Raw genomic sequence first — 25,037 nt, forward strand, 5'->3', positions numbered from 1 at the left:
AACAACAAGGAGACTGCCATGAACGCTGTGAGCCAGGAACAAACCGAACGTATCTGGTTGAACGCCTACCTGCCCGGGGTGCCCACGGACATCGATGCCGGCATTGAGGATTACCCATCGTTGCGCGAGGTCTTCCTGGAGCACCTGCACAAGTACCGCGACCGTGTGGCCTACGTCAGCATCGGCACCGAAATGACCTACGCCACCTGGCAGGCCCAGGGCATCGCCTTTGCCGCCTGGCTCCAGGCCCAGGGCGTGCGCAAGGGCGATCGCGTGGCGTTGATGATGCCCAACTGCTTGCAGTACCCGATCTGTCTGCTGGGCACCATCCTTGCCGGTGCGGTGGTGGTCAACGTCAACCCGTTGTACACCTCCCACGAACTCAAGCACCTGCTCAAGGACAGCGGCGCCGAGACCGTGGTGATCTTCGAAAACTTCGCCCATACCCTGGAAAAAGTCGTGGCCGGCAGCACGGTCAAGCGTGTGGTCATTGCCGCTATCGGCGACCTGCTCGGCACCTTCAAGGGCGCCGCGATGAACTTCATCCTGCGCCGTGTACAGAAGCAAGTGCCGGCCTTCAAGCTGCCGGGCGCGGTGCGCTTCAACCAGACGCTCAAGCAGGGCCGGGGCCTGACCCATACGCCGGTGCCGTTGGCGCGTGAGGAACTGGCATTCCTGCAATACACCGGCGGCACCACCGGCGATGCCAAGGGCGTGATGCTCAGTCACCGCAATATCATCGCCAACCTGTTGCAGGCCAAGGCGTGGGTCGGCGATCAACTGGACCAGAACCAGCAGGAAACCAACGTCACCCTGTTGCCGCTGTACCACATCTTTTCCCTGACCGTGAATTGCCTGATGTTCATGTGCCTGGGCGGGCGCAACATCCTGATCGCCAACCCACGGGATGTGAAACGGGTGCAGATGATCCTGCGCAAGGAGCGCTTCAACGGGATTGCCGGGGTCAACACCCTGTTCAACGGTTTGCTGGAAAACGCGGAGTTCCGTGCCCGGGACTTTTCCGACCTGCGCCTGGTGATCGCCGGGGGCATGGCCACGCACACGGCGGTGGCCAAGCGCTGGAAAGAAGTCACCGGCCTGCCGATTATCGAGGGTTACGGCCTGACCGAATGCTCGCCGGTGGTGAGCATCAGCCCCATCGATATCTCGCGCATGCGCGACATGGAATTTACCGGCAGCATCGGCGTGCCGTTGCCTTCGACCTGGGTGCGCTTTATCCGCGAGGACGGCGAAGTGGCCGACATCGGCGAGCAGGGCGAACTACAAGTGCGCGGCCCGCAGGTGATGCAGGGCTACTGGCAACGTCCCAAGGAAACCGCCGAGGTGCTGGATGCCGAGGGCTGGCTGTCGACCGGGGATATCGGGGTGATGAATGAGCAGGGCTTTATCCGCCTGGTGGATCGCAAGAAGGACATGATCCTGGTGTCGGGCTTCAACGTGTACCCCAACGAAATCGAAGACGTAGTGGCGTTGCACCCGGGGGTTGCGGAAGTGGCGGCGATTGGCGTTGAAGATGGGGTGACCGGGGAGAAGGTGAAAATTGTGGTGGTGCGCCGCGATCCGACCTTGACCCAGGAGCAACTGTTGGCCCATTGCCGGGAGTACCTGACGGGGTACAAGGTGCCTAAGTTTGTCGAGTTCCGCATCGAGGAATTGCCCAAGACTACCGTTGGCAAGGTCCTACGCCGAGCCCTGCGCTAAATTCTGGGCAAAATATTCTGCATTGCCGAGATCCCCTGTGGGAGCGGGCTTGCTCGCGAAAGCGGTGGTTCAGTCAGAGATGTATTAACTGACCCACCGCTATCGCAGGCAAGCCCCACCTTTCAGACTTGGTCCACGTTGACCCACCGCTCTTCCCGCGCCGCCATCCGAATCGCCGTCGCCAACCGCTCCACCTCCCACGCCGCCTCAAAATCAGTACCCGTCGCGCCTTGCCCGGCCAGCGCCATGATCAATTCCTGCACCTCCAGGGTCTTCAACTCGTTGTACCCCAACTGATGCCCCGCCGCCGGGCTGAACGCGGCATAGCCGGGCAGGGCGGGGCCGGCCAGTAGACGCTGGAAACTGTCTGCGCCAGCCCGGCATACCCGCAGTTCATTCAAGCGCTCTTGGTCGAAGGCTAGCGTGCCTTGTGTACCACTGATCTCGAAGCTCAAATGGTTCTTGTAGCCACGCTTTAGCCAACTACTACTGACGGTCCCGCGCGCGCCGTTGGCAAAGCGCAGCAAGGCATGCACCTGGTCGTCGATCTCGATCGGCCGCCTCTCGCTACTGCCAAGGCTGGCAGGTCGTTGACCGTGTACCGTCTGGCTGTCGGCACAAACGTGCGTGACATCCCCCACCAGATACCGCGCCATTGCCAGCAGATGACTGCCGAGGTCCGCCAGGGCGCCACCGGCATGCCCAACCTCACAGCGCCATGACCAGGGCGAGGCCGGGTCGGCCATGAAGTCTTCACTGAACTCGCCCTGGAAACTGATGATCTGCCCCAGTTCGCCCGCTTCAATCATCTGCCGCGCCAGGACGATTATCGGGTTGTGCTGGTAGTTGTAGCCGACCCGCGTCACCACTCCAGCCTCATGGGCGGCGCGGCGCATCGTGTCGGCCTGTTCCAGGCTCACGGCCAGGGGCTTTTCGCAATACACCGCCTTGCCCGCCGCCAGTGCGGCCATGGCCATGGGGTAGTGCAGGTGATTGGGGGTGGTGATCGCCACCAGGTCCACTTGCGGGTCATCGATCAACTGTTGCCAGTCGCCATGGGCCTTGGCGAACCCCCAGGCGCTAGCGCAGCGCTGCGCGCGCTCGGTGTCGGCATCGGCCAAGGCCGCCAGCGTCAGGTCGAAGGGCAAATCAAATACCGTGCGGGCGTTATTGAACGCCAGTGCGTGGGCACGGCCCATGAAGCCTGTACCGATCAGGCCGATTCCAAGTGCGCGCATGGCGATGGTCCTTTTGATTGTTATTTTCAGGAAGGCAATTAATAGAATAAAAATTCACAATCATCAATACGTGGAATATAAATATTATTTGCTTGTAGGAGCGAGCTTGCTCGCGAAGGTCGTCAATGATGACGCAGGGCTCAAGGCGCCCGAGGTGCTCTGAGGGTTTTCGCGAGCAAGCTCGCTCCTACAGAGGAATGTACGAAGTCATCATTTCGGCGAATGCGGCTATATTCAGCCAGCAGGCAGAAGGCCTTCAGTTAACAAAAGATAACGTAGCGCCGATTGTCAGACGATTCGAAAGCCCGATAGGATGGCCCCTGCTTCCTCAAGGGGCTCTAGATTGCAGGTTTGCGCACTGCGAACACCCTGGAAGGTGTTACGACCTAACAATAATAAATGGGAGAAAGGTCTATGAGTGAGCCTGTCATGGGTGTGGGTTTTTGCCGCCCGCTCGCGTCGCGCAAGTTCGCGGTGCTGGCTACAGCGCTCTCGCTGCTGGGGGCTGTCGCGGTGTCGACGGCTGCCCAGGCTGCAACCGAAGCCGCAGAACCTGCGGTATTTGCCATTGAATCCCCAAAGGCCGCAAAAGGCCTGATGATCGACGTCGCGCACGCCGGCAAGCGCCTGGTGGCGGTCGGTGATCGCGGGCATATCCTCTATTCCGATGATCAGGGCGCCACCTGGGTGCAAGCCAAGGTGCCGACCCGGCAGTTGCTCACGGCAGTGTTTTTCATCGACGACCAACACGGCTGGGCGGTGGGGCATGACGCCAAGATCCTCGCCAGCACCGACGCCGGGGCCACCTGGACTGAGCAGTTCAAAGACCTCAGCCGTGAGGCGCCGCTGCTGGACGTGCTGTTCAACGACCCCAACCACGGCTTTGCGGTGGGCGCCTACGGTGCGCTGATCGAGACCACCGACGCGGGCAAGACCTGGACCGATGTCAGCGACCGCCTCGACAACGAAGACCAGTACCACCTCAACGCCATCGCCCAGGTCAAGGACGCGGGCCTGTTTATCGTCGGCGAGCAGGGCAGCATGTTCCGCTCCAGCGATGAGGGGCAGACCTGGGAAAAACTCGAAGGCCCCTACGAGGGCTCGCTGTTTGGCGTGATTGGCACCGCCCAGCCCAAGACCCTGCTGGCCTACGGCTTGCGCGGCAATCTTTTCCGCTCCACCGATTTTGGTGACACCTGGAGGCCGGTGGAGCTCAAGGCCGCCCGTGGCACCCTGGAATTTGGCCTGTCGGGCGCGACTCTGCTCGACGACGGCACCCTGGTGGTGGTCGGCAACGGTGGCAGCGTGGTGGTCAGCCACGACGATGGCCTGACGTTCAGCGTATTCAACCGCCCGGACCGTATTTCACTCTCGGCGGTGACGGCGGCGGGCAATGGCGACTTGATTCTGGTGGGGCAGGGTGGCGTACGCGTCGCCGAGCCCACCGGCGCCGAACGCAAAAAACAATAAGAAGGCGGGGATAGAATGAGCAGTCATCACAACGATAAAGCGACCTTTCTTGAGCGCCTGATCTTCAACAACCGCCCGGCAGTGATCGTGATCTGCTTGCTGGTGAGCATTTTCCTGTTCTGGCAGGCCACCTTGATCCGGCCGTCCACCAGTTTTGAAAAAATGATCCCGCTGCAGCACCCCTTCATCGAAAAGATGATGGAGCACCGCAACGACCTGGCGAACCTGGGCAACACCGTGCGTATCTCGGTAGAGGCCAAGGACGGTGACATCTTCTCCAAGGAGTACATGGAGACCCTGCGCCAGATCAACGACGAAGTGTTCTACATCTCCGGCGTCGACCGTTCCGGCCTCAAGTCCCTGTGGAGCCCCAGCGTTCGCTGGACCGAAGTGACCGAAGAAGGCTTTGCCGGCGGCGAAGTGATCCCGCAGAGCTACAACGGCTCGCCGGAAAGCCTCGACCAGTTGCGCAACAACGTGCTCAAGTCCGGTCAGGTCGGGCGCCTGGTGGCCAACGACTTCAAGTCGAGCATCGTCGATATCCCGCTGCTGGAGTCCTACCCGGACCCGCAGGACCAGGGCAAGTTGCTGGCCCTGGACTACCAGAAGTTTTCCCATGAACTGGAAGACAAGATCCGCACCAAATTCCAGGAACAGAACCCCAACGTCCAGATCCATATTGTCGGTTTTGCCAAGAAAGTCGGCGACTTGATCGATGGCCTGATCATGGTGGTGCTGTTCTTCGGCATCGCGTTCGTGATCACCCTGGTGCTGCTGCTGTGGTTCACCAACTGCCTGCGCAGTACGGTCGCGGTGCTGATCACGACGCTGGTGGCCGTGGTCTGGCAACTGGGGTTGATGCACTTTTTCGGGTTCGGCCTGGATCCGTATTCCATGCTGGTGCCGTTCCTGATCTTCGCCATCGGCATTTCCCATGGCGTACAGAAGATCAACGGCATCGCCCTGCAATCCAGCGAGGCGGACAACGCCCTGACAGCGGCGCGGCGCACGTTCCGGCAACTGTTCCTGCCGGGGATGATCGCGATTCTCGCGGATGCGGTGGGCTTCATCACTCTGCTGATCATCGATATCGGCGTGATCCGTGAGCTGGCCATCGGCGCCTCCATCGGCGTGGCGGTGATCGTGTTCACCAACCTGATCCTGCTGCCGGTCGCGATTTCCTACGTGGGCATCAGCAAACGCGCGATCGCCAAGAGCAAAAAAGACGCCAACCGCGACCATCCGTTCTGGCGCCTGTTGTCGAACTTCGCCAGCCCCAAAGTCGCGCCAATCTCCGTTGCCCTGGCCCTGATCGCCTTCGGTGGCGGCCTGTGGTACAGCCAGAACCTGAAAATCGGCGACCTCGACCAGGGCGCTCCGGAACTGCGTCCGGACTCGCGCTACAACAAAGACAACAACTTCATCATCAACAACTACTCCACCAGCTCCGATGTGTTGGTGGTGATGGTCAAGACCAAGGCTGAAGGCTGCTCGCGCTACGAAGCCATGGCGCCCATCGACCAGTTGATGTGGAAGATGCAGAACACCGAGGGTGTGCAGTCGGCAATTTCCCTGGTGACTGTGTCCAAGCAGATGATCAAGGGCATGAACGAGGGCAACCTGAAATGGGAAACCCTGTCGCGGAACCCGGATGTGCTGAACAACTCCATCGCCCGTGCCGACGGCCTGTACAACAACAATTGCTCCCTGGCGCCGGTGCTGGTGTTCCTCAACGACCACAAGGCCGAAACCCTCGACCGTGCGGTGCATGCGGTGCAGGACTTCGCCAAGGAGAACAACAAGGAAGGCCTGGAGTTCATCCTCGCCGCCGGTAACGCCGGGATCGAAGCGGCCACCAACGAGGTGATCAAGGAAGCCGAGCTGACCATCCTGATCCTGGTCTACTTGTGCGTGGCGACCATGTGCATGATCACCTTCCGCTCCTGGGCGGCGACCCTGTGCATCGTGCTGCCGCTGGTGCTGACCTCGGTGCTGGGTAACGCGCTGATGGCGTTCATGGGCATCGGCGTCAAGGTTGCGACCTTGCCGGTGGTGGCGTTGGGTGTGGGCATTGGTGTGGACTACGGCATCTATATCTACAGCCGCCTGGAAAGTTTCCTGCGTGCCGGTCTACCGTTGCAGGAAGCCTACTACCAGACGCTCAAGTCCACCGGTAAAGCCGTATTGTTCACCGGCCTGTGCCTGGCAATCGGTGTGTGCACCTGGATCTTCTCGGCCATCAAGTTCCAGGCCGATATGGGCCTGATGCTGACCTTCATGCTGCTGTGGAACATGTTTGGCGCCCTGTGGCTGCTGCCGGCACTGGCGCGGTTCTTGATCAAACCCGAGAAACTGGCGGGGCAGAAGGGCAACTCGTTGTTTGCCCACTGATCAGCAATTGATCGAGTGCGGGGTGTGGCGAGGGAGCTTGTCCCTCACCACTCCCCGCCCTCAACCAGCGATAGCGATCAACCTGTAGACGCTGCCAGGGTCAAACGACCCGGGGTTGTGAAGCCGGCGCGATGGCTAAAAACAGTTGGTCCTGGGGCGGCGTGAGCAGCACATACACGATTGTCTCGATGGACTCGGCCCCAGGCTCTAGCTGAGCGCGCAACTGCGCTTGCACGTGTTGTTTGAGCAGGTCTTTTTGTGTGTATTTACGTTGGCTGGCCAGTTTCAGATGGGCCCGGGTGTACTGGGCCGGTGGTGCATCGGCGCTGGCATAGTGGAAATGGGCGTACCACAACACGGTGGGAGGCCGCAAAGCTTTGTCATACACGGCGTACTCAGTGAAGAAGTCGCCGCTGAGGGTTGGGCGCTGTGGGTCGGCCAGGCTGGTCAGGTTGATATCGATTTCTTTATGGCGCCACAAATAATCGAGGCTTTCCAGCGTCGGCAGTTGCCGTTTGTACGCGGCACTGCAGCGGTTCTGTGCCGTGCGCTGCATGTCTTTGGCGTGTGCCTGGAAGTCGTCGATCAGTGCCTGCGCTGCAGGTTGGTTGAGGTGGTCGCGGGCAATTTCATCGGCCACGTCCGTGAGCTGGCGGGCTTGTTCGGTGAGCAGTTGATCCCAGTCGCCCGGGTCGACCGCTTGCCGGGTGCGGGGTGATTCCAGCAACCGCTGTTGGGCGGCGATGACCTGTTCAATACCTGCACGTTGTTTGATCAGCGCCTGGCCCTGGCTTTTGAGCGAAGCCAGTGACGTTACCGGTCTCTGGACTTGTGGTGGGGGCGCGGCGTCTTCGTGGATCTCGACCCAAGTGCCGGCCTGCTGGCGGAACGCACTGATGGTTTCGCCGGTCACCCCGTCGCTCAGGGTGAGATGCTCGCGATTGATCTGCTCAGTGGCCGGCGTGAGGTCGCCGACCAGATAGGTGCGGTTACTGGTTTTGAAAATGCGCTTGGTCGGTGCTTTCGGGCGCAGGTTTTTTGAGCGCGCCTGGTCTACCTCCAGTTCTTCCTGTTTGCGCAGTACCGTTTCCAGCTCGTCCTCGACCAACATCCGGGCATGCTGCAGTTCCTTGAGCAGTCGCTCGGCCACCGGGTGGACCCGTGCGGGGTTGATGAGTTTGAGGGCGTGCATAGCGATTTCATAACTGCGGTACTGCTCAAGGACCGTGTTGTACACCTGGCGCTGTTCATTGAGGGGATAGCCGCTGCTGCTGCGCACTTCGATGTGAGACAGCAGGGCCTGGGACAGGCGGGTGTAGTGCAGGTGTTCGACATACAACGCCTCCTGTGGGGACGGCCCCATACGTATCGGTTCAACGGCGATCCACGACAGGGGGATCAGCGCGTTGAGTTTCACACTTTCGGAAAAAAATCTTTGCGGGCGCACGATGGCTGCCAGCAACTCTTCACGTATCGCCCGTCCTGCCACTGAGTCTTGCTCCAACGCCTCGAGGATGGTCTCCATCCCATGGGACGCTACGGCCATGCGCTGTTCGGTGTCCGCCAGTTCAATGGTTCTGGCTACGACTTGGTCATAGGGCGCCGAGTTTCCGAGCGCTCTTTCCAACACCATCCGCCTGGCCAGGTCACGCATGGGTTCGCCACGCTCGGTAAAGCGAAGGGCGTCTGCCCACGTGCCCAGAAAGTTATGGACGGCGAACTGTTGCTCCCAGAGTGTTTTCAGTAGTTTTGCGCGGTCGTGGACAGTGATCTGAGACTTGCTGAGCTTTTCCAGCTCCAGGCCTACTTTGGCCAATTCCAGGCGTCGCGGCAGCAAGTCTGTAAAGCGTTCTTCGAGGGTTCCCAGCAGCGTTTCATACTGGGTATAGCGTGTTGCGTAGGTTCGCATCTCGGATTGATGGCGCCTTTGAATGACCGGTTGCTGGGCGGCGCTGGCGTTTTCCAGCGCTCTCCAGATCAGTTTCAGCAGATTACCTTGGCTAATCAGTTCTGCCTTGGCGCAATACATGCGGTCCTGGGATTTGTTGAGTTCGAGCAAGAGCGGCGTCAGCTCGATATTGAGCGCCCGTGCACGGACCGCCAACTCTTCGACTTTGCGTTGATTCTGCTCGCGCAACAGGGCCAGTTGCTTGGGGCCACCGCCTGCCAGTTTCAGCCCGCGGTCCAGGGTCCAATGGCCGTTGCCGTCGGTTCTGAGCTGGATGCCGGGGTGATCGGGTTTGGTGGGATCAATAATGAACACATCGCCAAAACCCGGGACGATCTTGACCCGCAGAAACAGGCCCGCCACTGAGGCATACCAGAGGTTGTCGACCTTGAACAAACCCTTGGCCGGCCCAATTGCCACGGGCTCGGGCGCCGGTTCCGGCCAAGGAATGTTGAACTCCAGCAGCTTTTCCAGCAAACGTGCCGAGGCACTGTCGCTGGCCAGGGAACGGTCAAAGTCCAGCAAGGTGCGGCCGCCGCCCGGTGGCTCGGAGGGCAGGCCAACCCGGCCTCGCTCAATCACCGGTTGCTGTCTGATGGCCTGGCCGGCGGGTCGGCGCAAGGGCAAGCGCGCCTGTGGGGCCACGCGGCTTTCGGCCACGGGCGGGCCCGGGACTTGAGGCGGCAAGCCATGGTGGATCAACACCATGCTGATATTAAGCAGCAGATCGACCCAGGCTTGTTCCCGGGCAATGGGGTCGTTGCTTTCCAGGGCCGGCAGGTCCTGTTTAAGGCTCTGCGCCAGTTGTATGAGCCAGCCGGCGGCCGCCAGCGGTCCGCGTACCAGCATCAGCAAGGTATTGAAGCCCAGTTGCAGCCCTTCGAGAATCAACGCCCAGCGGCTTTCGGCGTTGGATGTCGACTCGCGGTCGGCCTGGTCGAGCAACTGCCGGGCTTCGCAAACAAACAGGTATTCCATCAATTGACCGCTGTCCAGGGTCTGCTGGATCGGGTCGTTGTGTTCATCCTCGGCATCGGCCAGTGTCGCCGGTTTCGGGACGCGGGGCAGGGGTGGGAAGTCCGCACCCAGACCACTGATGCGCACGTAGTGCGGTTCGTTAAAACCACCGTTGCTGTAAACCACCCGGGCGTCATCCGACAGCCACGCCAGTACGCTCTCCTGGATCGCCCCAGGCTGGGCGATGGCCGCCAGCAGGCTGTCGCGGCTGGCAAATTCGAGCACCGCATCTCGATAGGCTGGACGATAAAGCAGGTGTGGCCCGGACTGCGGGTCGCGCGGTTCGATAATGAACATGTTCTGCGCCACATCGGCCTTGGCGCCGGGTTTGCGTTGAAAGGCCAACGCCCGCATGACGATTTCATCGGTGTCCACCCAGCGATCTGCGCGCTGGGTAGCGACCACGGCGTTGATACAGCGAACCCCCCTGGCTGTCAGCCCTGCTTCACCTCTGATTTTGTGCTCCAGGGCCTGGGTTTTCAGGTCGATGGGGCGCTGTGCGCAGAATTGACGCTTGCGCTTTTGCGCCTCGGCGGTGTCACTGAGCAACGCCTGTTGAATATACGCCGGGTAGTTCAGGCCCACATTGACACGCTGGATCAGTTGGAGCAGGTACTCCGGGGTCAGCCACGCCTCAATGGCCTGGCCTGCGGTGTGGCGCACGGTCATGCGGCCAGCGGGCCGTCCTGAGAGGTTTTTCAGGGCCAGATCCACCAGGCTCATGACGACTTTGTCGATGTAGCCGCTTTGCAACGTGCCCACGGGTACATGAAAGGTCAGTTCCAGGTCTTGGGCCCGGTACTTCGATTGCTCAAGGTCGGTGCAGGTGCGCGTGCCGTGCAGGGCCGCGTTGCGCTCCAGGCACAACTGGTGGTTCAAGTGCGTGGCGGCATAGGTGCGAATATCATCCAGCTCATCCAGGTAACCTTCACCCCGCGTCAGGTGCCTGAGGCTGGCCTGCTCCAGCAGGCACTGGCGATAGGCGAAGCGGTCGGCGGGCGAGGCGTCGTGCAGCCAGCCGGGCAGCGCAGCCTGGATCGGCGACAAGGTTTGCGGTGCAGTGACTGGCGAGGCGTCAAACAGATTGGCCGGGTTGGTGAGTGACTCGAACAGCGCCTGCACATCGTCTACCGAGGTGCCGGCCGGCAGTGACAGGGCTGCCAGATCTTCCAATTGCTGGTTGCAGGCCAGCGCAGCTTGGACCTCGAAAATATCGCCGTCGGGTTCGTACCGGTGCCAGGTGATGGTGTCGGCCAGGAACTGCCGGGCCAGGCGCTCACCCCATGCCTGGCCGAAGGCGTCCAGGTTGGCGAAGGACTCGATCCGGCCCGACACGGCATACAGCCATGCACGCGTGCCATTGACCACCAGAACATCGCTGGACTGCACCGTCAGGGTGGTGGCTTCGCGTACCAGGCGCGTTTCCAGGGTGTAGACGTGGAGGGCGTTCTGCGGCCCTGCGAGGCCGGCCCTGGCTTCCCGGGAGGGGTAGTTGGCCAAGGTGCTGAGCACCTTCAGTTGGTGCCTGTCATCGCCGGACTCACGAATGGCCGCGTTTCTCAGTTGACCTTGCAGTACGCCGGCCAGCCATTGCCAGCGGCTGCCACCGGTGTTGCTGTCCTGGCTCCAGTAGGCCGCCAACGCTTCTTGAAAGCCGACAAACACAATCGAGGGCAACTCCTGTACTGCGGCTTTGACGACGTTCAGGTCGTAGTCAGTGGTGTCACCGTTGCTTGGGGGGCTCAGCCGTGTACCTGTGGCATCACTGAGGTAAGCGTCAAGGTTGTGGCGCGTCGACAGGTCGGGGAAGCTGCCGTCGGCCACCTGCTCGAGTGCCACCTTCAGCAGGGGCCGCAAGGCTCGACCGCCACCGTCGCGGGGAACTGCCAGGTAAAGATCGGCGGGGGGAATAGATAAGGGAGGAAATTTTTCTGCGAAGGTATCGGCCAGCATTTGGGCGATCACTGAGCGCAAGGAAGGGCGAGTGGAGAAGTGCGCTTGCACTGCATTCTTTACCGGGTTTTCGGTTGGGGCGGGCACAGAAGTTGTCCTTTACGTGAGGTAGCTGTCCCCTCGTAAAGTAAAGACAACTGCGCGGCTGATGCGGTAGCGGGTTATCGGCGGGCGACGGGAAGGGGAATGTCCCTGTGGCAAGCCCGCTCGCCACAGGGGAAATCGGCCGTTTTGCAGTCGCCATGCCGATGGGGCAACCCGCCTAAACCCTACCGTTCAAACGACAGAAACCAACGCTCGGCCAACGCCTTGCCAATCAACCCACGGTGTATGTCTACCACCGCCTGGGTGCCTTGTGCCTTGTCCAGCTGCGTGTAGTAGTTTTGCCGGCGTTGCTCGCGGGTCTTCAGGTGGGCGGCGCTGTAGTCGGTCTTGGGCGTGTCCGCCGCAGGGTAGTGAAAGTGCGCGTACCACAACGGGTATCCACCACGGTCGTTGATCGCGTACTCCTGGATAAAGTCCCGCCGCGCACCGCTCAATTGCAGACGCTCGCCCAGTTTCGCCACGCCGACCTGTCCCTGTGCGAGCAGGTATTCCAGGTTGCCGTGGGTCGGCGGCAATTCCAGGCACAGTTGGCTGCGCAGTGCCTGGCCCCGAGTGCTCAAGCGCGCTGAGGCCTGGTGCAGGTCGCTGGCCAGTTTTTGGTCGGCGGCGGTGCGCGCGCTTTCGGCCTGGGCCTGGATCGCCCGGTCCAGTTCGCTGGCCAGCTTGTCGTAGCGCGATGCCTCGTATTGCAGCACCTCTTCGATCTCTTGCGGATGCCGAGAGATTTTCCGGTAGTCCTCGGCCCGGCGCAGGTGGTTATCCAGCATTGCCAGCAACTTGCGCGCCTCGCCCTTGACGACGCTGACTGCACGGGTGGTAAGGGGCGGCGGCGGCGCTGGGGCTTCGATGAATTCGACCCATTCCTCGCCACGTTGCGAATACATGCCCAGCAACTGATTGTTGACCTCGTCTCGCACTTCCACCACTTCCAGGTTGCCGAGGGAACTGACTTGACCGATAAACGTGCCTTTTCTCTGGGTTTTGATCACCCGCTTCACGGGCCTTCCAGCGCTGACAACCGGGCGTCTGGGCGGGCGTCTTGCAGGTTGCGCAGCAGGTTTGACTTCATTGGCCAGGCGCTGGGCGACGTTCTGGTAAAGCGCCTCGATCACCCCGATGAGTTTGTGGGTGTACACCGGGTCGAGCACTTCGGCATCCACGATATTCAGGCCCTGCAGACCGTCCAGGGCACTGCCGTAGTGCTCCATCAGGCTCTCCAGCACACTCATGCGATCGCTCGCTGAAAGCTCCAGGCTGTTGAGTTCACCGTGGGTGCGCACATGCTGCTGCAGGGGCGAGACGATGCTGTCCAGGGCGTTGAACAGCGGGTGGGCGAAGTCCTTGACGATCATGCGTTTCAACCCACGGATCTGCAGGTCCTTGACGGCCAGGGCGGTGATTTCGTTCGCCCGGTCCTCGGTCAGGCGGTTGTATGCCTCGGCACCGCTTGAGCCCAACCCGAATAACTGCTCCAGCATACGTTCCTGCAGTTCGAGCCCCTGGATCGTGCGCTCGTTGACCTCCAGCAACTGCACCAGGAACTGCTGATAGCCGGCCTGATCCCGCAAGATCACCAACCCCAGCGCGGGGCCCTCGACGCCGAAACGCTGATAGGTGCGATAGAGTGCCAGCCGATCCTTTTGCGCGATGATCACCTGTTTGCGACCATTCTTGATGGCGTTTTCCAACAGTGCGAGGGTGTCTTTGAGCGGCAGCGGGATGTTGAGCGCCTCGCGTTCCTTGTGGCTATCGAGGATCTGCTGGTACTCGGCTGTTTCCTCCTTGAGCGTGGCATCGAAATGTCGACGGGCATTGGCCAGTTGTACCTCGTTGGGGCGCGGTTGCTGTTCCAGGTCCAGCATGGCGCGCTGCGCCTTATCCGTGGCCGCGATCCAAGCCGGCTGGAGCAACCGCAAGCGCTCATATTCGGCTTTCAGTGCTTCGACGCGCTGCGCCTTGCGCAGGCGCTCGGCGGCAATACGCTTGGGCGGCATGCCGCCGCGCAGACGCAACCGCGTATCGACCGTCCATACCCCCTGCTCATCGGCCCATAGGTAGGGGCCGCGCCGCAAGTTGTCGACGACATCGACAATCACCACGTTGGCGTCCTCATCCAGGCTGACCCGGTACAGATCGCCATTGACCACGGCGTACCAGCGGTCCTCGATCGCATACAAGCCTTTGCGTGGTCCACTCGATTGCGGCGCGGGCAGTTGGGGCGCGTTGGCAACTTTGAACGATTGCAGGCGTGACAGTTGGTTGGGGGTAAGGCGATGACGGGCCTGGGCGAAGCTGAAATCCAGCGCGGTGTTGTTACCGCGCGCCAACTCCCCCGGCAGTCCTACCGTGCCCTGGCGCACCTGCGCCGCAGGCGGCACTGGCCACGGATCACTTTCACGGCGCCGCAGCGCTGTGCCCAAGGCCTGCTGCCTGAGCAGCGGCTCGGGTACTGACCACGCCTTGGCCGGCGGGAAGTCCAGCAGCAACATCGCGACGTTGAGCAACAGATCGATCGTTGCCTGCTCCTTGGCGCTGGTGTCGTCGCTGACGATGGTTTGGATGGTCTGGGTGAAGCTTGCGTTCATCGCCAGTAACCACCCCACGAGCACCGCCGGGCCGCGCAATGTCGGCAACAGCAGGCTGCCGAACAGCAGACTGGCGCCCTCCATCAACACCTGCCACCGGCTCTCATGGTTGGAGGTCGACTCGCGTTCGGCCTGGTCGACCAAGGCGCGGCTATGTTCGCTGAACAGGTACTGCATCAGCCGCCCGGTCACCAGGCACTGTTGCAACTCTTCGTTGAGCCCAGCGTAGCCCAGGGTTGCCGGCGGCGGCGTGCGTATCGGCGCGAACTCGCTGCCCAGGCCAAAACGCAGATAGTGGGGCTCGCGAAAGCCGCCGTGATCGTAGATCGGTCGCGCACTGTCAGCCAGCCAGGTCAGCACACTGGTCTGCAACGGGCCCGGCTGTGCAATCGCCTCAAACAGCGCCGCGCGGTTGGCGTATTGCTCCAAGGACGTGGCGTAGAGCGGCCGATACAGCAGCACCGGGCCTGGGGGGCTCTGGTACTCGATCAGGTACATGTTCTCGACTTTGTCGGCTGACGCATTGGGGCTGCGCAGCAGGGCCAGGTGACGAATCACCACCGTGCGCTGGTCGACCTGCTGGTTGCCGGGGTCGGGCTGCATCAGGGCCGCGACCATGCGTGCGCCTTCTGCATTGATACCGGCTTCGTGCTTGAGGCTCAGCTCCAGGGCCAACAGCGGCAATTGCAACACCTGTTGCTCGCTGAACAGCTTTTCGCGGCGCTGGGCCTGGGGGGTGTCGCTCAACAGCGCGTCCTTGAGCAGCAGTGGATAGTACTTGCCGATGTTGACCTGCTCGATCAGGCCGTCACTGCCCACCACCGCATCGACGGTCAGCCAGGCCGGCAGGGGGTGGGCATGGCGGTGGGTGATCGCCACCTGGCCGCTGGGGCGCGCGGCCAGGTTACGGATCGCCAGGTCCGTGAGACTCATGGGCACCCGCTCGACAATGCCGGCCCCTCCTGGATAGCCGGCAGCCACGGTAAAGGTCAGCAGTACCTCATCGGGATGGGGCAGGGCGGCGCCATCCTGCGCCTGGGTGGCCAGGCGTTGTAACTCACGCTGCAAGGCGTTGACCGTATAGGTACGCAGATCGTCGATGCCGCTCAGGTAAGTCTCGTCGCCGGCGCGCTGCCGGGCACTGGCCAGCTCCAGGCTCAATTGCCGGTAGCGATAGCGCTCTGAGGGTGTGGCGTGGCGCAGCGGATCCGGCATATGGGGGCGCAGGTTGTCGAGGTGGGCGTAAGGGGTTTCGTCGGCATCGAGAAAGTAATGCGCCGGCTCCGTGAGCTCGGTGTATAGGCTTTGCAGGCTGTGCCAGTCCTTGCCCAGGGGCAGCTTGAGAGCGCCGAGGTCTTCCAGTTGTTGATTGAGCAGCAGGCTGGCCTGGTGCTCGAAGATCGAACCCTCGGGCTCGTAGCGGTGAGTGGTGAAGGTCTGCGCGACAAAGCGCGCATTCAGGCGCTGGCTCCAGGCGGTGTTGAACTCGCCCATGGACGCAAAACATTCGACATGGCCGTTGGGCGCGCACAGCAGCACCGGGGCCTGGCCATTCGTGGGGCGGGTCAAGACCAGATGCTCCGACAACAGGCGCGTGCTTTGCCCGTTGTGCTCCACCACCGTCTCCAGGCTGTAGGCAATCACCGCCTGTTCGCCGTGGCGGGCGATGCGCTGGGTGCGTTCGGGAAAGCTGACGAGCTGGTCGAGGATTTGTCGCGAGGCGGCATCCAGGCCCGGCTGCTTCAGGCCGCTGGTGCGCAGGGTATTCATCAGCCAATCGCCGAGCCAGCGCCAGCGCGTGACGCCACTGGGGCCGCTGGCATTCCAGTAATCGACCAGTGCGTCTTGCAGCGCGATGGGCAGCAGGGAGGGCAGCTCGCGGATCAGTCCTTCGACCACCTGCATATCGATGTTCTGATTGCTCTCGGGCAGTTTCAAACGCTTGGGAGGTGTTTGCGAGAGGTAAGGCAGTAGCTCGTGACGCTCGCTGAAGTCCAGCTGCACGCCACTACCCAGATAGTCATGGACCACGCTCATCAGGGGCTTGAACTGCCATCTGCGGCCGGGTTGTGGCTCGGCGAGTTGGATTTGCTGCAGATCGATGACCAGGCTGGGGTAGCGCTCGCTGAGGTTGCGCTGCAACAGTGCCTGGACGGCAGCGTCCAGGGTCTGACGGCTGGCAAATTGCTGGCTGACGGCCTGGGCGGCCAGGGAAACAGGGGGCATGACAGATTCCGTTCTGTGGGGATGATGGAGCCCAACAGTGGCGGTTGTCGCCGGGGTCGAGGCGGTAGCCGGTTACCACGCCTCCACATGGAACGAGAAACAACCCAGGGATTGGCCTATCATCTGTTTTTTTCCAACAGATGACTGAATGTGATGACTGCCGTTAGCCTGCCGACTGTCCTTGAAACCAGCAACATGCTCGAAATCGACGGCCTGTATACCTTTGACTTCAAGCGGGACCAAGGCCTGCAGATCACCTGCATGGATGGTCGCGCCGAGAAGCGCTGGAGCTTTACTTCAGAGCAGGTATCGGCTGCCGTCTTCGATGAAACCTTGCAAAGCTGGACCCTCATGGGCGACTCGGGCGAGCACCGTCTGGTGTGCATGAGCGGGATCGGCGGCAGCAACCACGACGAGGATGAAGACGATGCTGATGCGTAAATTCTGGCCCTTGCTGATGGCCGGCAGTGTTGGCGCGATGTCGGTCCAGGCCGCGCCGGCCCAGATCCACGAACTGCTGGTGGGCAGCTACACCGCAGGTGCCAGCGAAGGCATCTACCGGGTGCAGTTCGACAGCCGCACCGGGCAATTTGCCGGCACTCCAGTGCTGGCCGCGAAGACGCAGAACCCGTCGTGGCTGACGGTGTCCAGCGACCGCCAGCGACTGTTCGTGGTCAACGAAAACGGCCCCGGCCAGCAGGACACGGTCGGGCGCGTCAGCAGTTACCGCATCGACCCGGACAACCGCCAGTTGCAGCTTATCAACCAGGTGCAGAGCCTGGGCAATGAGCCGACGCACTCCAGCCTGGCAGCCGATGGCCGGTTTTTGTTCGTGGCCAACTACTCCGTGCTGGAAGATCCGGGCGGCAGCCTGGCGATCCTGCCCGTGGATGCCGAGGGCCGATTGGCGGCACCGGTGCAACTGAGCTCCCATCCCGCCAGTGGGGTCAACCCCGAGCGCCAGGCGTCCAACCACGTGCATTCGGTGGTGTCTTCGCCGGATGGCAAGTACGTGTTTGCCAATGACCTGGGGGCCGACAAGACCTTTGTCTATCGCTATGACCCCAAGGCCAACCCCGAGCGTCCGCTGCTCCCGGCGGCCGTGGTGCAACTGCCAGCGGGCAGCGGGCCTCGCCATCTGCTGTTCAGCGCCGACGGCAAACATGCCTGGCTGACCATGGAGATGAGCGCGCAGATTGCCGTCTTCGACTATCAGGACGGCCAACTGACCCGCACCCAACTGGTGGACATGGCAGCCGGGCAACCGACATCGGACAAGGCCGGCGCGGCGTTGCATGCCTCTGCCGATGGCAAGTTTCTGTATGTCAGCAATCGGGGTGCGGCCAATACGCTGCTGGTCTACAGCATCGACCCGGCGACAGCCCAGTTGAAGGAAATCCAGCGCCGCTCCGTGGAAGGCGATCACCCCCGTGAATTCAGCCTCGATCCCAGCGGCAGGTTCCTGCTGGTCGCCAACCAGAAAAGCAACCAGATCGTGGTGCTCGAACGCGACCCCCAGACCGGCCTGCTGGGTAAAACCGTGCAGAAGCTGGCGATTGATGCGCCCAGCGACCTCAAGTTCTTGATGTGACAATCCGCCACAGGCTCCGTGCTTCGGGGCCTGTGGTGTTCTATTAATCGTGGTGATATCAGCTACTGTTTCAAAGCATTTCTGCGTTTAACCCCCTCGGCGTAAGTTGGGTTCCAAGGCCTCCACGGGCCACTGACCAACCGAACACAAGGGTTACCGCCATGAACTTCAATCTCTTCTCGATCATCGCCGCTTCCGCCGTTTCCGCTACCGTTGCCTTGCCAGCCAGCGCCAGCGTGGAAATCAGCAGCAAAAAATCCAGCACCAGCGCCTACACCCAGAAATACCTGCAGCAAAGTGCCAACTTCTACGCGGCGCTGGACCACAAGGTCCAGTCCTGAGCCCTGCTGCTGGTGTTGTGGTAATGGGGCTTTCTGTGGCGAGGGGCTTGTCCCCCGTTGGGCTGCGCAGCAGCCCCAAAACCATCCCCCTCGGTGTGCCTGACACTCCTCGGTGGGGCTTACATTGGGGCTGCTGCGCAGCCCAGCGGGGGACAAGCCCCCTTGCCACAACAAACCCTGTCACTACAAAAGGCCGGGGCTTAGCCACCGGCCTAACGCTTGGCCATAACCGCAGTAAACAGCTCAGACGCCAAAAAACGCTCCAGCCACTGTTGCAAACGCGGATAAGGCGCACCGGCAAACCACTCCCGATCCACATGGGCAAATTGCCGCACAAACGGCGCCAGCGCCACATCCGCCAGGCTCAGGTGATCGGCCAGCAAGTAGTCGCGCTGCGCCAGCAACGCCTCCAGCCTGTGTAAAAACACTTCGCCCTCGGCGCGGTAGTGTTCCATCGGCTGCTCTGGGTAACGCTCGGCGTATTTATAGCGATTCAAATGCACCTTGAAGACCTGGTCATTTTCCTCGATCAGCTGCGCCATCAGCCCCTGCGCCGCGGGATCATCCTTGAGCAACCAGTCCTCGGGGTCGTTCTGCGCCAGCGCCCAGCCCATGATCGCCAGGCTTTCGTCGATCACTTGGTCGCCGACCTTCAACACTGGCACCGTGCCCTTGGGTGAGAGGGCCAACATCTCGGCCGGCTTGGCCTTGAGGCTGACCTCGACAACCTGAACCGCCACCGCGCAATAGCGCAGCGCCATGCGTGCGCGCATGGCGTACGGGCAGCGGCGAAACGAATACAGCAGTGCCTCGCTCACTTCACCTCCAGGGTGCTCAAACCATTGCCCTGGCGCTTGACCTGGATCTGCACGGGAATGCGCTCGTGCATTTCCTGCACGTGGGAGATCACTGCCACCTTGCGCCCTTGGGCTTGCAGGCCGTCCAGAGCATCCATCGCCAGTTGCAGGGATTCGGGATCCAGGCTGCCGAAGCCTTCGTCGATAAATAACGATTCGATCTTCAGGGTGCTGGAGGCCATCGACGCCAACCCCAGCGCCAGGGCCAGGGACACCAGGAACGTCTCGCCACCGGACAGCGAGTGCACCGAACGCAGTTCATCGCCCATTTCCGTGTCCAGCACCAGCAGGCCCAGCATGCTGCCGCCGCGCTTGAGACGGTAGCGGCGCACCAGTTGGCGCAGTTGTACGTTGGCGTGGTGCACCAGCAGGTCGAGGTTGTAGGCCTGGGCGAATTTGCGGAACTTGTCACCGGTGGCCGACCCGATCAGCGCATCGAGCCGGGCCCAGCGCTGCCATTGTTCATAGGCTTTGGCGGTGGTGAGCGCCAGGGTCTGGTTGGCGTCCTGGCGCCGCTGGTCCTCGGCTTGCTGGGCACGCAGTTCGGCGCAGTGTTTTTCGCCGCTGTTGAGTTGCTGGTTGAGATCGGCCAGGGCGCTGTCCAACTGTTCGGCGTCGAGGTTGCCGTTGTGCAGGGCCTGATGGTCCTTGAGGCGTTGCTCGCGCTCTTGCAGCAGCACCTTGGCCTGTTCGATGGCTTTTTCGCTGTGCTGTACCTGCTGGCGCAGGTCGCTGACGCCGGTCTCATCGAAGGCCAACAGGTGTGCCAGGCCCGTGTCGTCCAGCTCCGGATGCTGGGCGCGCCAGTCGTTGATACGGCTGTTCAGCGCCTGTAGCTCGGTGTCCAGGGCGTGCTGGCGCTCTTGCCGGGACTTGAGGTCGGCGGCCAGTTGGATCAGTTCGTTGCGGGTGTCCTGCAACTGTTGATTGGCCTGGGTTTCGCTGAGGCGGGCTTGCTCCACGGCTTGATCGAGTTGCTGCTGCCAATGCTCGGCGCTGTCATGGCTGCCCACCAGTGCGCTGAGTGCTTGCTGGGCGGCCTGCTGTTGGATGGTCAACTGTGCCAATTGCTGGTGCAGCACGTCCAACTGTTGCTGACGATGCTGCTGGCGGTCTTGTTCTTTTTCGATGGCTTGCTGGCGTTGCTGCTGCTCGGCCAGTTCATCCTTCTGGTAGCCCAATTGCTCCAGGCGCTGGCTGATCTGCTGGTCCAACAGCATGAACGTTGCCGCCGGCTCCGTGCGCAGGCCGGCGAGTGTCTCGGCCGGCAGCAGGCTGGCGAAGGCGTTGAGCTCTTCGTCCAGGCGCTCGCGGTCGCTGGCCAGTTCCCGTTGCTGGTCGATCAACTGCTGGCGGGCTTGCTGGCTGGCGTCCTGGGCGGCTTGCACCTGTTGCTGCAGGCGCCCGGCATTTTGTTGCAGGTTGAGCAGGGCGCCCTGGCGCTGTTCGTCCTGGGTGATGCTCTGGTTGAGCTGGCCCAGTTGCTGCGCCAGCCAGGCGCTGCGTTTGCTGCTGTCCTGGTTGAACAAGGCGGCGCTCAACGGATGGGCCTCGAGGCTCGGCGCCAGGGCCTGGAGCTGGGTCGCCAGTTGTTCCTGTTGTTGCAGGAACTCCTTTTGCTGGGCGATCAATCCACCCACTTCACCGCGCAGTTCGGTGAGTTTTTCCTTGAGGCTGTCGACGGCTTGCTGCGCACGGGCTTCTTCGTTTTCATCATGGCGTGTGAGGCTGTGCAGTAGGGCTTCGGGCTGGTGGTAGGGATGCTCGACGCTGCCGCATACCGGGCACGGCTGCTCATCCTGCAATTGCCCACGCAACTCCTCGACACTGGCACTGCGTGCCAGGCGTTGGCGCTCCAATAGCTGCTTGGTCACGCTCAGGGTCTGCTCGGCCACCGTCAGTTCGGCCTTGGCTTGCAGGCCGGTCTGGTTCAGTTGCTCGCGCTGTTGCTGGGCGGTGGCCTGCTTGAGGGCCAGTTCCTTTTGCTGCTGGTCCAATTGCTGCTGGCTGTCCCAGAGCCGCGTCAAGTCCTCGAAGGCCCGTTGTTGCTTGCGATTGTCCTTGAGCAGGCTGTCGAGCAACTGGATCTGCTCGGCCACGGCGTGGGGTTCGGCGCCGGCTTCCTGATACAGCAGGTCCAAAGCTGTGCGCTGTTGAGTCCATTGTTCGCTGGTGCGGTTGGCCCGTTCCTCAAGCTGCGGCAGTTCGGCCTGGCCTTTGTTCAGGCGATTGCCGATCAGCATCAGTTGTTGCAGGCGGTCGCGGTAGGCGTTCCAGGCATCACTCAAGGGCGCGAGGGCGGCGCTGCGTTCAAGTTGTGCGGCCAGTTGTTGCAGGCGGCTGGCAACCTGCTGTTGCTGGGTGTGCAAGGCCTCCAGGCTGGCCTGGCCCTCGGCGCAGGCGGCTTGCCCAAGCTGTTGTTGTTCGCTGCTTTGGGCCAGCTCGCGGGTCAGGCGGGCGAGGGTGCTGTGTTCCTCGAAGGCCTGGCGCAGCAACGGCACCGCCTCGGTCTGTTGTTGCAGGGCCGCAGCCAAGGCGGCGTGCGCGCTGGCTTGCTGTTGCTGCAATTGCTCCTGACGCGCGTGCAGGGCTGTCTGCTGCTCAAGGTGCTGGCGGATCTGCGCCGCCAGGGGCTGCAACTGGCCGGTCAAGTCGCTGTGCCGCGCAAAATGATGACGCTGCGGCGCCAGTTGCTCCAGGCGGCTCAAGTCCAGGCGTTGCGGGGCCTGGCTGTGCCACGCCTGCTCGGCCTGTTGCAGTTGCTCGACCGCACTGTGCTGGCGCTCCTGCCACTCGCGCAGTTCCTTGAGCCAGGTGTGTTGCAGTTCCAGCTGCTTGAGTTGGGCCTGCTGGGTCTTGAGCTGCTGCTGGGCCGCGCTCAAATTTTGATCCAGCTCGGCGCGGGCCTCGGCCGGCAGCGGCGTGACACCTGTGGCCTGGTCCTGCAGCAGCTTGTGGGCGTCCTTGGCCTCCCGGGCCTTGATGAACGCGCGCTGCCCCAGTTGTGTGTAAAGCGCGGTGTCGGTGAGCTTTTCCAGCAGTTCGCTGCGCTCGTTGTCGTTGGCCTTGAGAAACGCGCTGAACTCACTTTGCGCCAGCAACACCGCCCGGGTGAACTGCTCGAAATTCAGGCCCAGGGCCAGTTCCAGCTGGGTCTTGTATTCGGTTTTCTGGCTGGCCAGCAGCTGCTCGCTGTCCAGGTCGATCAGGCTCTGGCGGCTGTGTTGCAGCTTGCCGCTGGCCTTGTCGCGGGCGCGGTTGGCTTCCCAGCGCGCACGGTAGCGGCGGCCATTGACGCCGATAAAGTCGACCTCGGCATAACCCCCACCGGTGCCGCGCCGGATCAGGGTGCGTGGGTCGCCAATGGAGATATCGGTATCGGCATCGGGCATTTTCGCCTGGCCGGTATCGCCCAGGCGTGGCACGGCGCCAAACAGCGCCAGGCACAAGGCATCGAGCAAGGTGCTTTTGCCGGCGCCGGTGGGTCCGGTAATCGCAAACAACCCGGCGCTGGCCAGGGGCTCGGCGGTAAAGTCGATCTCGAACGGCCCGGCCAGTGAGGCGAGGTTTTTCAGGCGGATGGCGAGGATCTTCATGGCTGTTCATCCTCCTGTTGCACTTCCTGGAGCAGCACGGCGAAATCCTTCAGGGTCTGTTCATCCACTTCGTTGCCATAACTGTCTTGCCAGGCGCGGCTGAACAGTTCCTGGGGGGTGAGCTGGTCGAGTTCGATCAGGCTGTCTTCGTCACCGGTATCGCTGGCGCGTTGACCGGCGTACTCCGCAGCGATGCGCACCAGGCGCACGGCCTTGCCGAGCAGGGCGGTTTCGATTTGCTGGCGCAGGTCCGGTTGCGGTTCGTCGAGGCGCACCCGCACTTCGAGCCAAGGGTGGCGCTGGGTTTCGGCGAGCAGGTCGATATCCGGCAGATCCGCCAGGGTCTTGAGAATATCGGCCAACGGCGCGGCTTCCAGGCGTTGCAGGTCGACCGAGCGCGGAATCAGGAGGGGTTCGACGCTGACCAGCATTTGCCCCTGGAATGTCACATCGAGAATCTGGTGCTTGTAGCCGATTTCGGAAAATGACAGCGGAATCGGCGAGCCGCTGTAGCGAATCCGTTCTTCGCCATTCACCTTTTGCGGCTTGTGCAAATGGCCGAGGGCAACATAGCCAATACTTTTGTCGAACAGCTTGGCTGGAAGCGCCTCGGCATTGCCGATGATCAGGCTACGTTCGGAGTCTTCCGACACCGAACCCCCCAGCCATGTGCGCATGGCTGATGGCAATCAGCGCCTGGCCTTTCTTGCGTTTGGCGTTGGCGGCGGCAATCAGCCATTCATGTACCTGGCCGATACCGCGCAGGTAGTCATCACCCAGGTGTGCGCCGGTCACTTCTGCCGGGCGCAAGAACGGTAATGCCAGGCACCACCCGGCGATCTTGCCTTTGGCATCCGGCAGCGGGATCAGCAGGCGTTCGGCATCCAGTTGCCCATCATCGAGCCACAGCACCCGACCCAACGCATGGGTACGCAAACGGCGCATCAACGGCGCGGGCAGTTCGATACGCGAGCCGGAGTCGTGGTTGCCGGCGATCATCACGATGGTCAGCGTCGGGTTTTGTTCGTGGGCGTTGATGATGAAGTCATACAAGCGCTCCTGAGCCTTGAGCGGCGGGTTGACCGTGTCGAAGATATCGCCGGCGATCAGCAGCACATCGGGGCAATGCTGCTTCAGTTGGCCCAGCAGCCATTCGAGGAAACAGGCGTGCTCGAAGTCGCGTTCCTGGCCGTGGAGGTTTTGGCCAAGGTGCCAGTCGGAGGTGTGGAACAGACGCAAGGCGAACTCCGTGGGGAAGAGGTAAAGAGGGGAGGAGTTTACCTGTGTAGGCGCTGGCTTGCCTGAGAAGGCGGTGGGTCAGTTGAAAAAACTGCCTGCTGACACACCGCTTTCTCTTCAGGGCTGCACAAATCAAAGGTGGGAGCTGGCTTGCCTGCGAAAGCGGTGGGTCTGTTGAAATAGCTGCCAGCTGACACCCCGCCTTCGCGAGCAAGCCCGCTCCCACTGGGGTTTTGCGATGTTTGTGAGGTGGGGTTACACCTTGGGTTGCAGGCAGTCCAGCGCGCGGTCGGCCAGGGTTTTGGCCATGTCGATCAAGTGTTCAGTGGCGCCGGCTATGTGGCGTTGGTCGCCGATCAGCCCCTGGGTGGTGCCGGCTGCGGTGGCGGCTGCGCAGCGCAGCAGGTCACAGATTTGCGCCAGAGCGTCTTCGAAGCTGAGGTCCTGGTGCGCGGTGAACGACGGCGGCGAGGCGGGTTGCAGGTAGTGGCTCAAGGCGCGGTCGAAACACTCGCGGTCGGAGGGGAGGCGGGGTGGGTCGGGGACGATTTTGTTCATGCGTAAGCTCCTACTGGGTTGGAAGCCATCTTTTGCCGATCTCACTCGACGAAAGGTGGCAGCTATGTGCGGGGGTGAGATACCGGACAGTAGGACCCGGCCAGACCGAAGTCTGCCCGCACACAGCCGCCATAGAGCATGTTGCAGACGGTTGTGGCGCAATGCGCCTACTGGTTTGCGGGATCTCACCCCCGATCGCT

The 25,037-nt window shown here is 62.0% G+C and carries 12 protein-coding genes and 1 pseudogene; 6 read left to right on the plus strand and 7 right to left on the minus strand.

Annotated elements, in window-relative coordinates; all coding sequences use genetic code 11:
• Nucleotides 1-18 precede the first annotated feature (18 nt).
• Nucleotides 19-1,722: an AMP-binding protein gene (locus JTY93_RS10645; protein ID WP_169996315.1), complete on the plus strand. Its 1,704-nt coding sequence runs from the start codon at nucleotides 19-21 to the stop codon at nucleotides 1,720-1,722.
• A 122-nt stretch (nucleotides 1,723-1,844) separates the two neighbouring features.
• Here the strand turns inward: JTY93_RS10645 and JTY93_RS10650 are convergent, their stop codons facing one another.
• Nucleotides 1,845-2,960 carry a Gfo/Idh/MocA family protein gene (locus JTY93_RS10650; protein WP_205477851.1) on the minus strand — a complete coding sequence of 372 codons (1,116 nt, stop codon included), beginning with the start codon at nucleotides 2,958-2,960 and terminating at the stop codon, nucleotides 1,845-1,847.
• A gap of 429 nt (nucleotides 2,961-3,389) precedes the next feature.
• Here JTY93_RS10650 and JTY93_RS10655 point away from each other — a divergent pair, with 429 nt between their 5' ends.
• Nucleotides 3,390-4,430, plus strand: a complete 1,041-nt coding sequence (locus JTY93_RS10655) for a WD40/YVTN/BNR-like repeat-containing protein (RefSeq protein WP_205477859.1) — start codon at nucleotides 3,390-3,392, stop codon at nucleotides 4,428-4,430.
• A 15-nt stretch (nucleotides 4,431-4,445) separates the two neighbouring features.
• Nucleotides 4,446-6,821 (plus strand): efflux RND transporter permease subunit, encoded by a 2,376-nt coding sequence (locus tag JTY93_RS10660; protein ID WP_169998647.1) that lies wholly within the window; start codon nucleotides 4,446-4,448, stop codon nucleotides 6,819-6,821.
• Between the two features lie 100 nt (nucleotides 6,822-6,921).
• Here JTY93_RS10660 and JTY93_RS10665 read toward each other — a convergent pair whose 3' ends face one another.
• The gene (locus JTY93_RS10665; protein ID WP_205477852.1) at nucleotides 6,922-11,826 is read right to left on the minus strand and encodes a hypothetical protein; all 4,905 of its coding nucleotides are present in this window, start codon (nucleotides 11,824-11,826) and stop codon (nucleotides 6,922-6,924) included.
• A gap of 182 nt (nucleotides 11,827-12,008) precedes the next feature.
• Complete coding sequence (locus JTY93_RS10670) at nucleotides 12,009-16,655, minus strand: hypothetical protein (RefSeq protein WP_205477853.1); 4,647 nt, start codon at nucleotides 16,653-16,655, stop codon at nucleotides 12,009-12,011.
• 153 nt (nucleotides 16,656-16,808) lie between these two features.
• On the opposite strand from JTY93_RS10670, the gene JTY93_RS10675 reads away from it, so the two are divergent.
• From JTY93_RS10675 to JTY93_RS10685, 3 genes are all read left to right on the plus strand, one after another.
• Nucleotides 16,809-17,096, plus strand: a complete 288-nt coding sequence (locus JTY93_RS10675) for a DUF5629 family protein (RefSeq protein ID WP_205477854.1) — start codon at nucleotides 16,809-16,811, stop codon at nucleotides 17,094-17,096.
• Nucleotides 17,083-18,246, plus strand: coding sequence for a lactonase family protein (locus tag JTY93_RS10680; RefSeq protein ID WP_205477855.1), 1,164 nt, complete (start codon nucleotides 17,083-17,085; stop codon nucleotides 18,244-18,246). Before JTY93_RS10675 ends, JTY93_RS10680 begins: the two co-directional genes overlap by 14 nt.
• 161 nt (nucleotides 18,247-18,407) lie before the next feature.
• Nucleotides 18,408-18,587 (plus strand): hypothetical protein, encoded by a 180-nt coding sequence (locus JTY93_RS10685; protein WP_092235762.1) that lies wholly within the window; start codon nucleotides 18,408-18,410, stop codon nucleotides 18,585-18,587.
• Between the two features lie 212 nt (nucleotides 18,588-18,799).
• On the opposite strand, the gene JTY93_RS10690 is transcribed toward JTY93_RS10685, so the two are convergent.
• From JTY93_RS10690 to JTY93_RS10705, 4 genes and pseudogenes are all read right to left on the minus strand, one after another.
• Nucleotides 18,800-19,405, minus strand: coding sequence for a glutathione S-transferase (locus JTY93_RS10690; RefSeq protein WP_205477856.1), 606 nt, complete (start codon nucleotides 19,403-19,405; stop codon nucleotides 18,800-18,802).
• Complete coding sequence (locus tag JTY93_RS10695; protein WP_205477857.1) at nucleotides 19,402-23,040, minus strand: AAA family ATPase; 3,639 nt, start codon at nucleotides 23,038-23,040, stop codon at nucleotides 19,402-19,404. Before JTY93_RS10695 ends, JTY93_RS10690 begins: the two co-directional genes overlap by 4 nt.
• Nucleotides 23,037-24,279: pseudogene (locus tag JTY93_RS10700) on the minus strand (exonuclease SbcCD subunit D C-terminal domain-containing protein). Before JTY93_RS10700 ends, JTY93_RS10695 begins: the two are co-directional and overlap by 4 nt.
• A gap of 255 nt (nucleotides 24,280-24,534) precedes the next feature.
• A complete protein-coding gene (locus JTY93_RS10705; protein WP_169852582.1) occupies nucleotides 24,535-24,837 on the minus strand; it encodes a DUF6124 family protein in 303 nt (100 codons plus the stop codon).
• Nucleotides 24,838-25,037 lie beyond the last annotated feature (200 nt).

Origin of the sequence: Pseudomonas hygromyciniae, from assembly GCF_016925675.1 — a bacterium.
Classification (GTDB): domain Bacteria; phylum Pseudomonadota; class Gammaproteobacteria; order Pseudomonadales; family Pseudomonadaceae; genus Aquipseudomonas; species Aquipseudomonas hygromyciniae.

Coding starts and splice junctions, on each gene's coding strand:
- JTY93_RS10645 (WP_169996315.1), top strand. CDS start 19: ATGAACGCTGTGAGCCAGGAACAAACCGAACGTATCTGGTTGAACGCC.
- JTY93_RS10650 (WP_205477851.1), bottom strand. CDS start 2,960: ATGCGCGCACTTGGAATCGGCCTGATCGGTACAGGCTTCATGGGCCGT.
- JTY93_RS10655 (WP_205477859.1), top strand. CDS start 3,390: ATGGGTGTGGGTTTTTGCCGCCCGCTCGCGTCGCGCAAGTTCGCGGTG.
- JTY93_RS10660 (WP_169998647.1), top strand. CDS start 4,446: ATGAGCAGTCATCACAACGATAAAGCGACCTTTCTTGAGCGCCTGATC.
- JTY93_RS10670 (WP_205477853.1), bottom strand. CDS start 16,655: ATGCCCCCTGTTTCCCTGGCCGCCCAGGCCGTCAGCCAGCAATTTGCC.
- JTY93_RS10675 (WP_205477854.1), top strand. CDS start 16,809: ATGACTGCCGTTAGCCTGCCGACTGTCCTTGAAACCAGCAACATGCTC.
- JTY93_RS10680 (WP_205477855.1), top strand. CDS start 17,083: ATGCTGATGCGTAAATTCTGGCCCTTGCTGATGGCCGGCAGTGTTGGC.
- JTY93_RS10685 (WP_092235762.1), top strand. CDS start 18,408: ATGAACTTCAATCTCTTCTCGATCATCGCCGCTTCCGCCGTTTCCGCT.
- JTY93_RS10695 (WP_205477857.1), bottom strand. CDS start 23,040: ATGAAGATCCTCGCCATCCGCCTGAAAAACCTCGCCTCACTGGCCGGG.
- JTY93_RS10705 (WP_169852582.1), bottom strand. CDS start 24,837: ATGAACAAAATCGTCCCCGACCCACCCCGCCTCCCCTCCGACCGCGAG.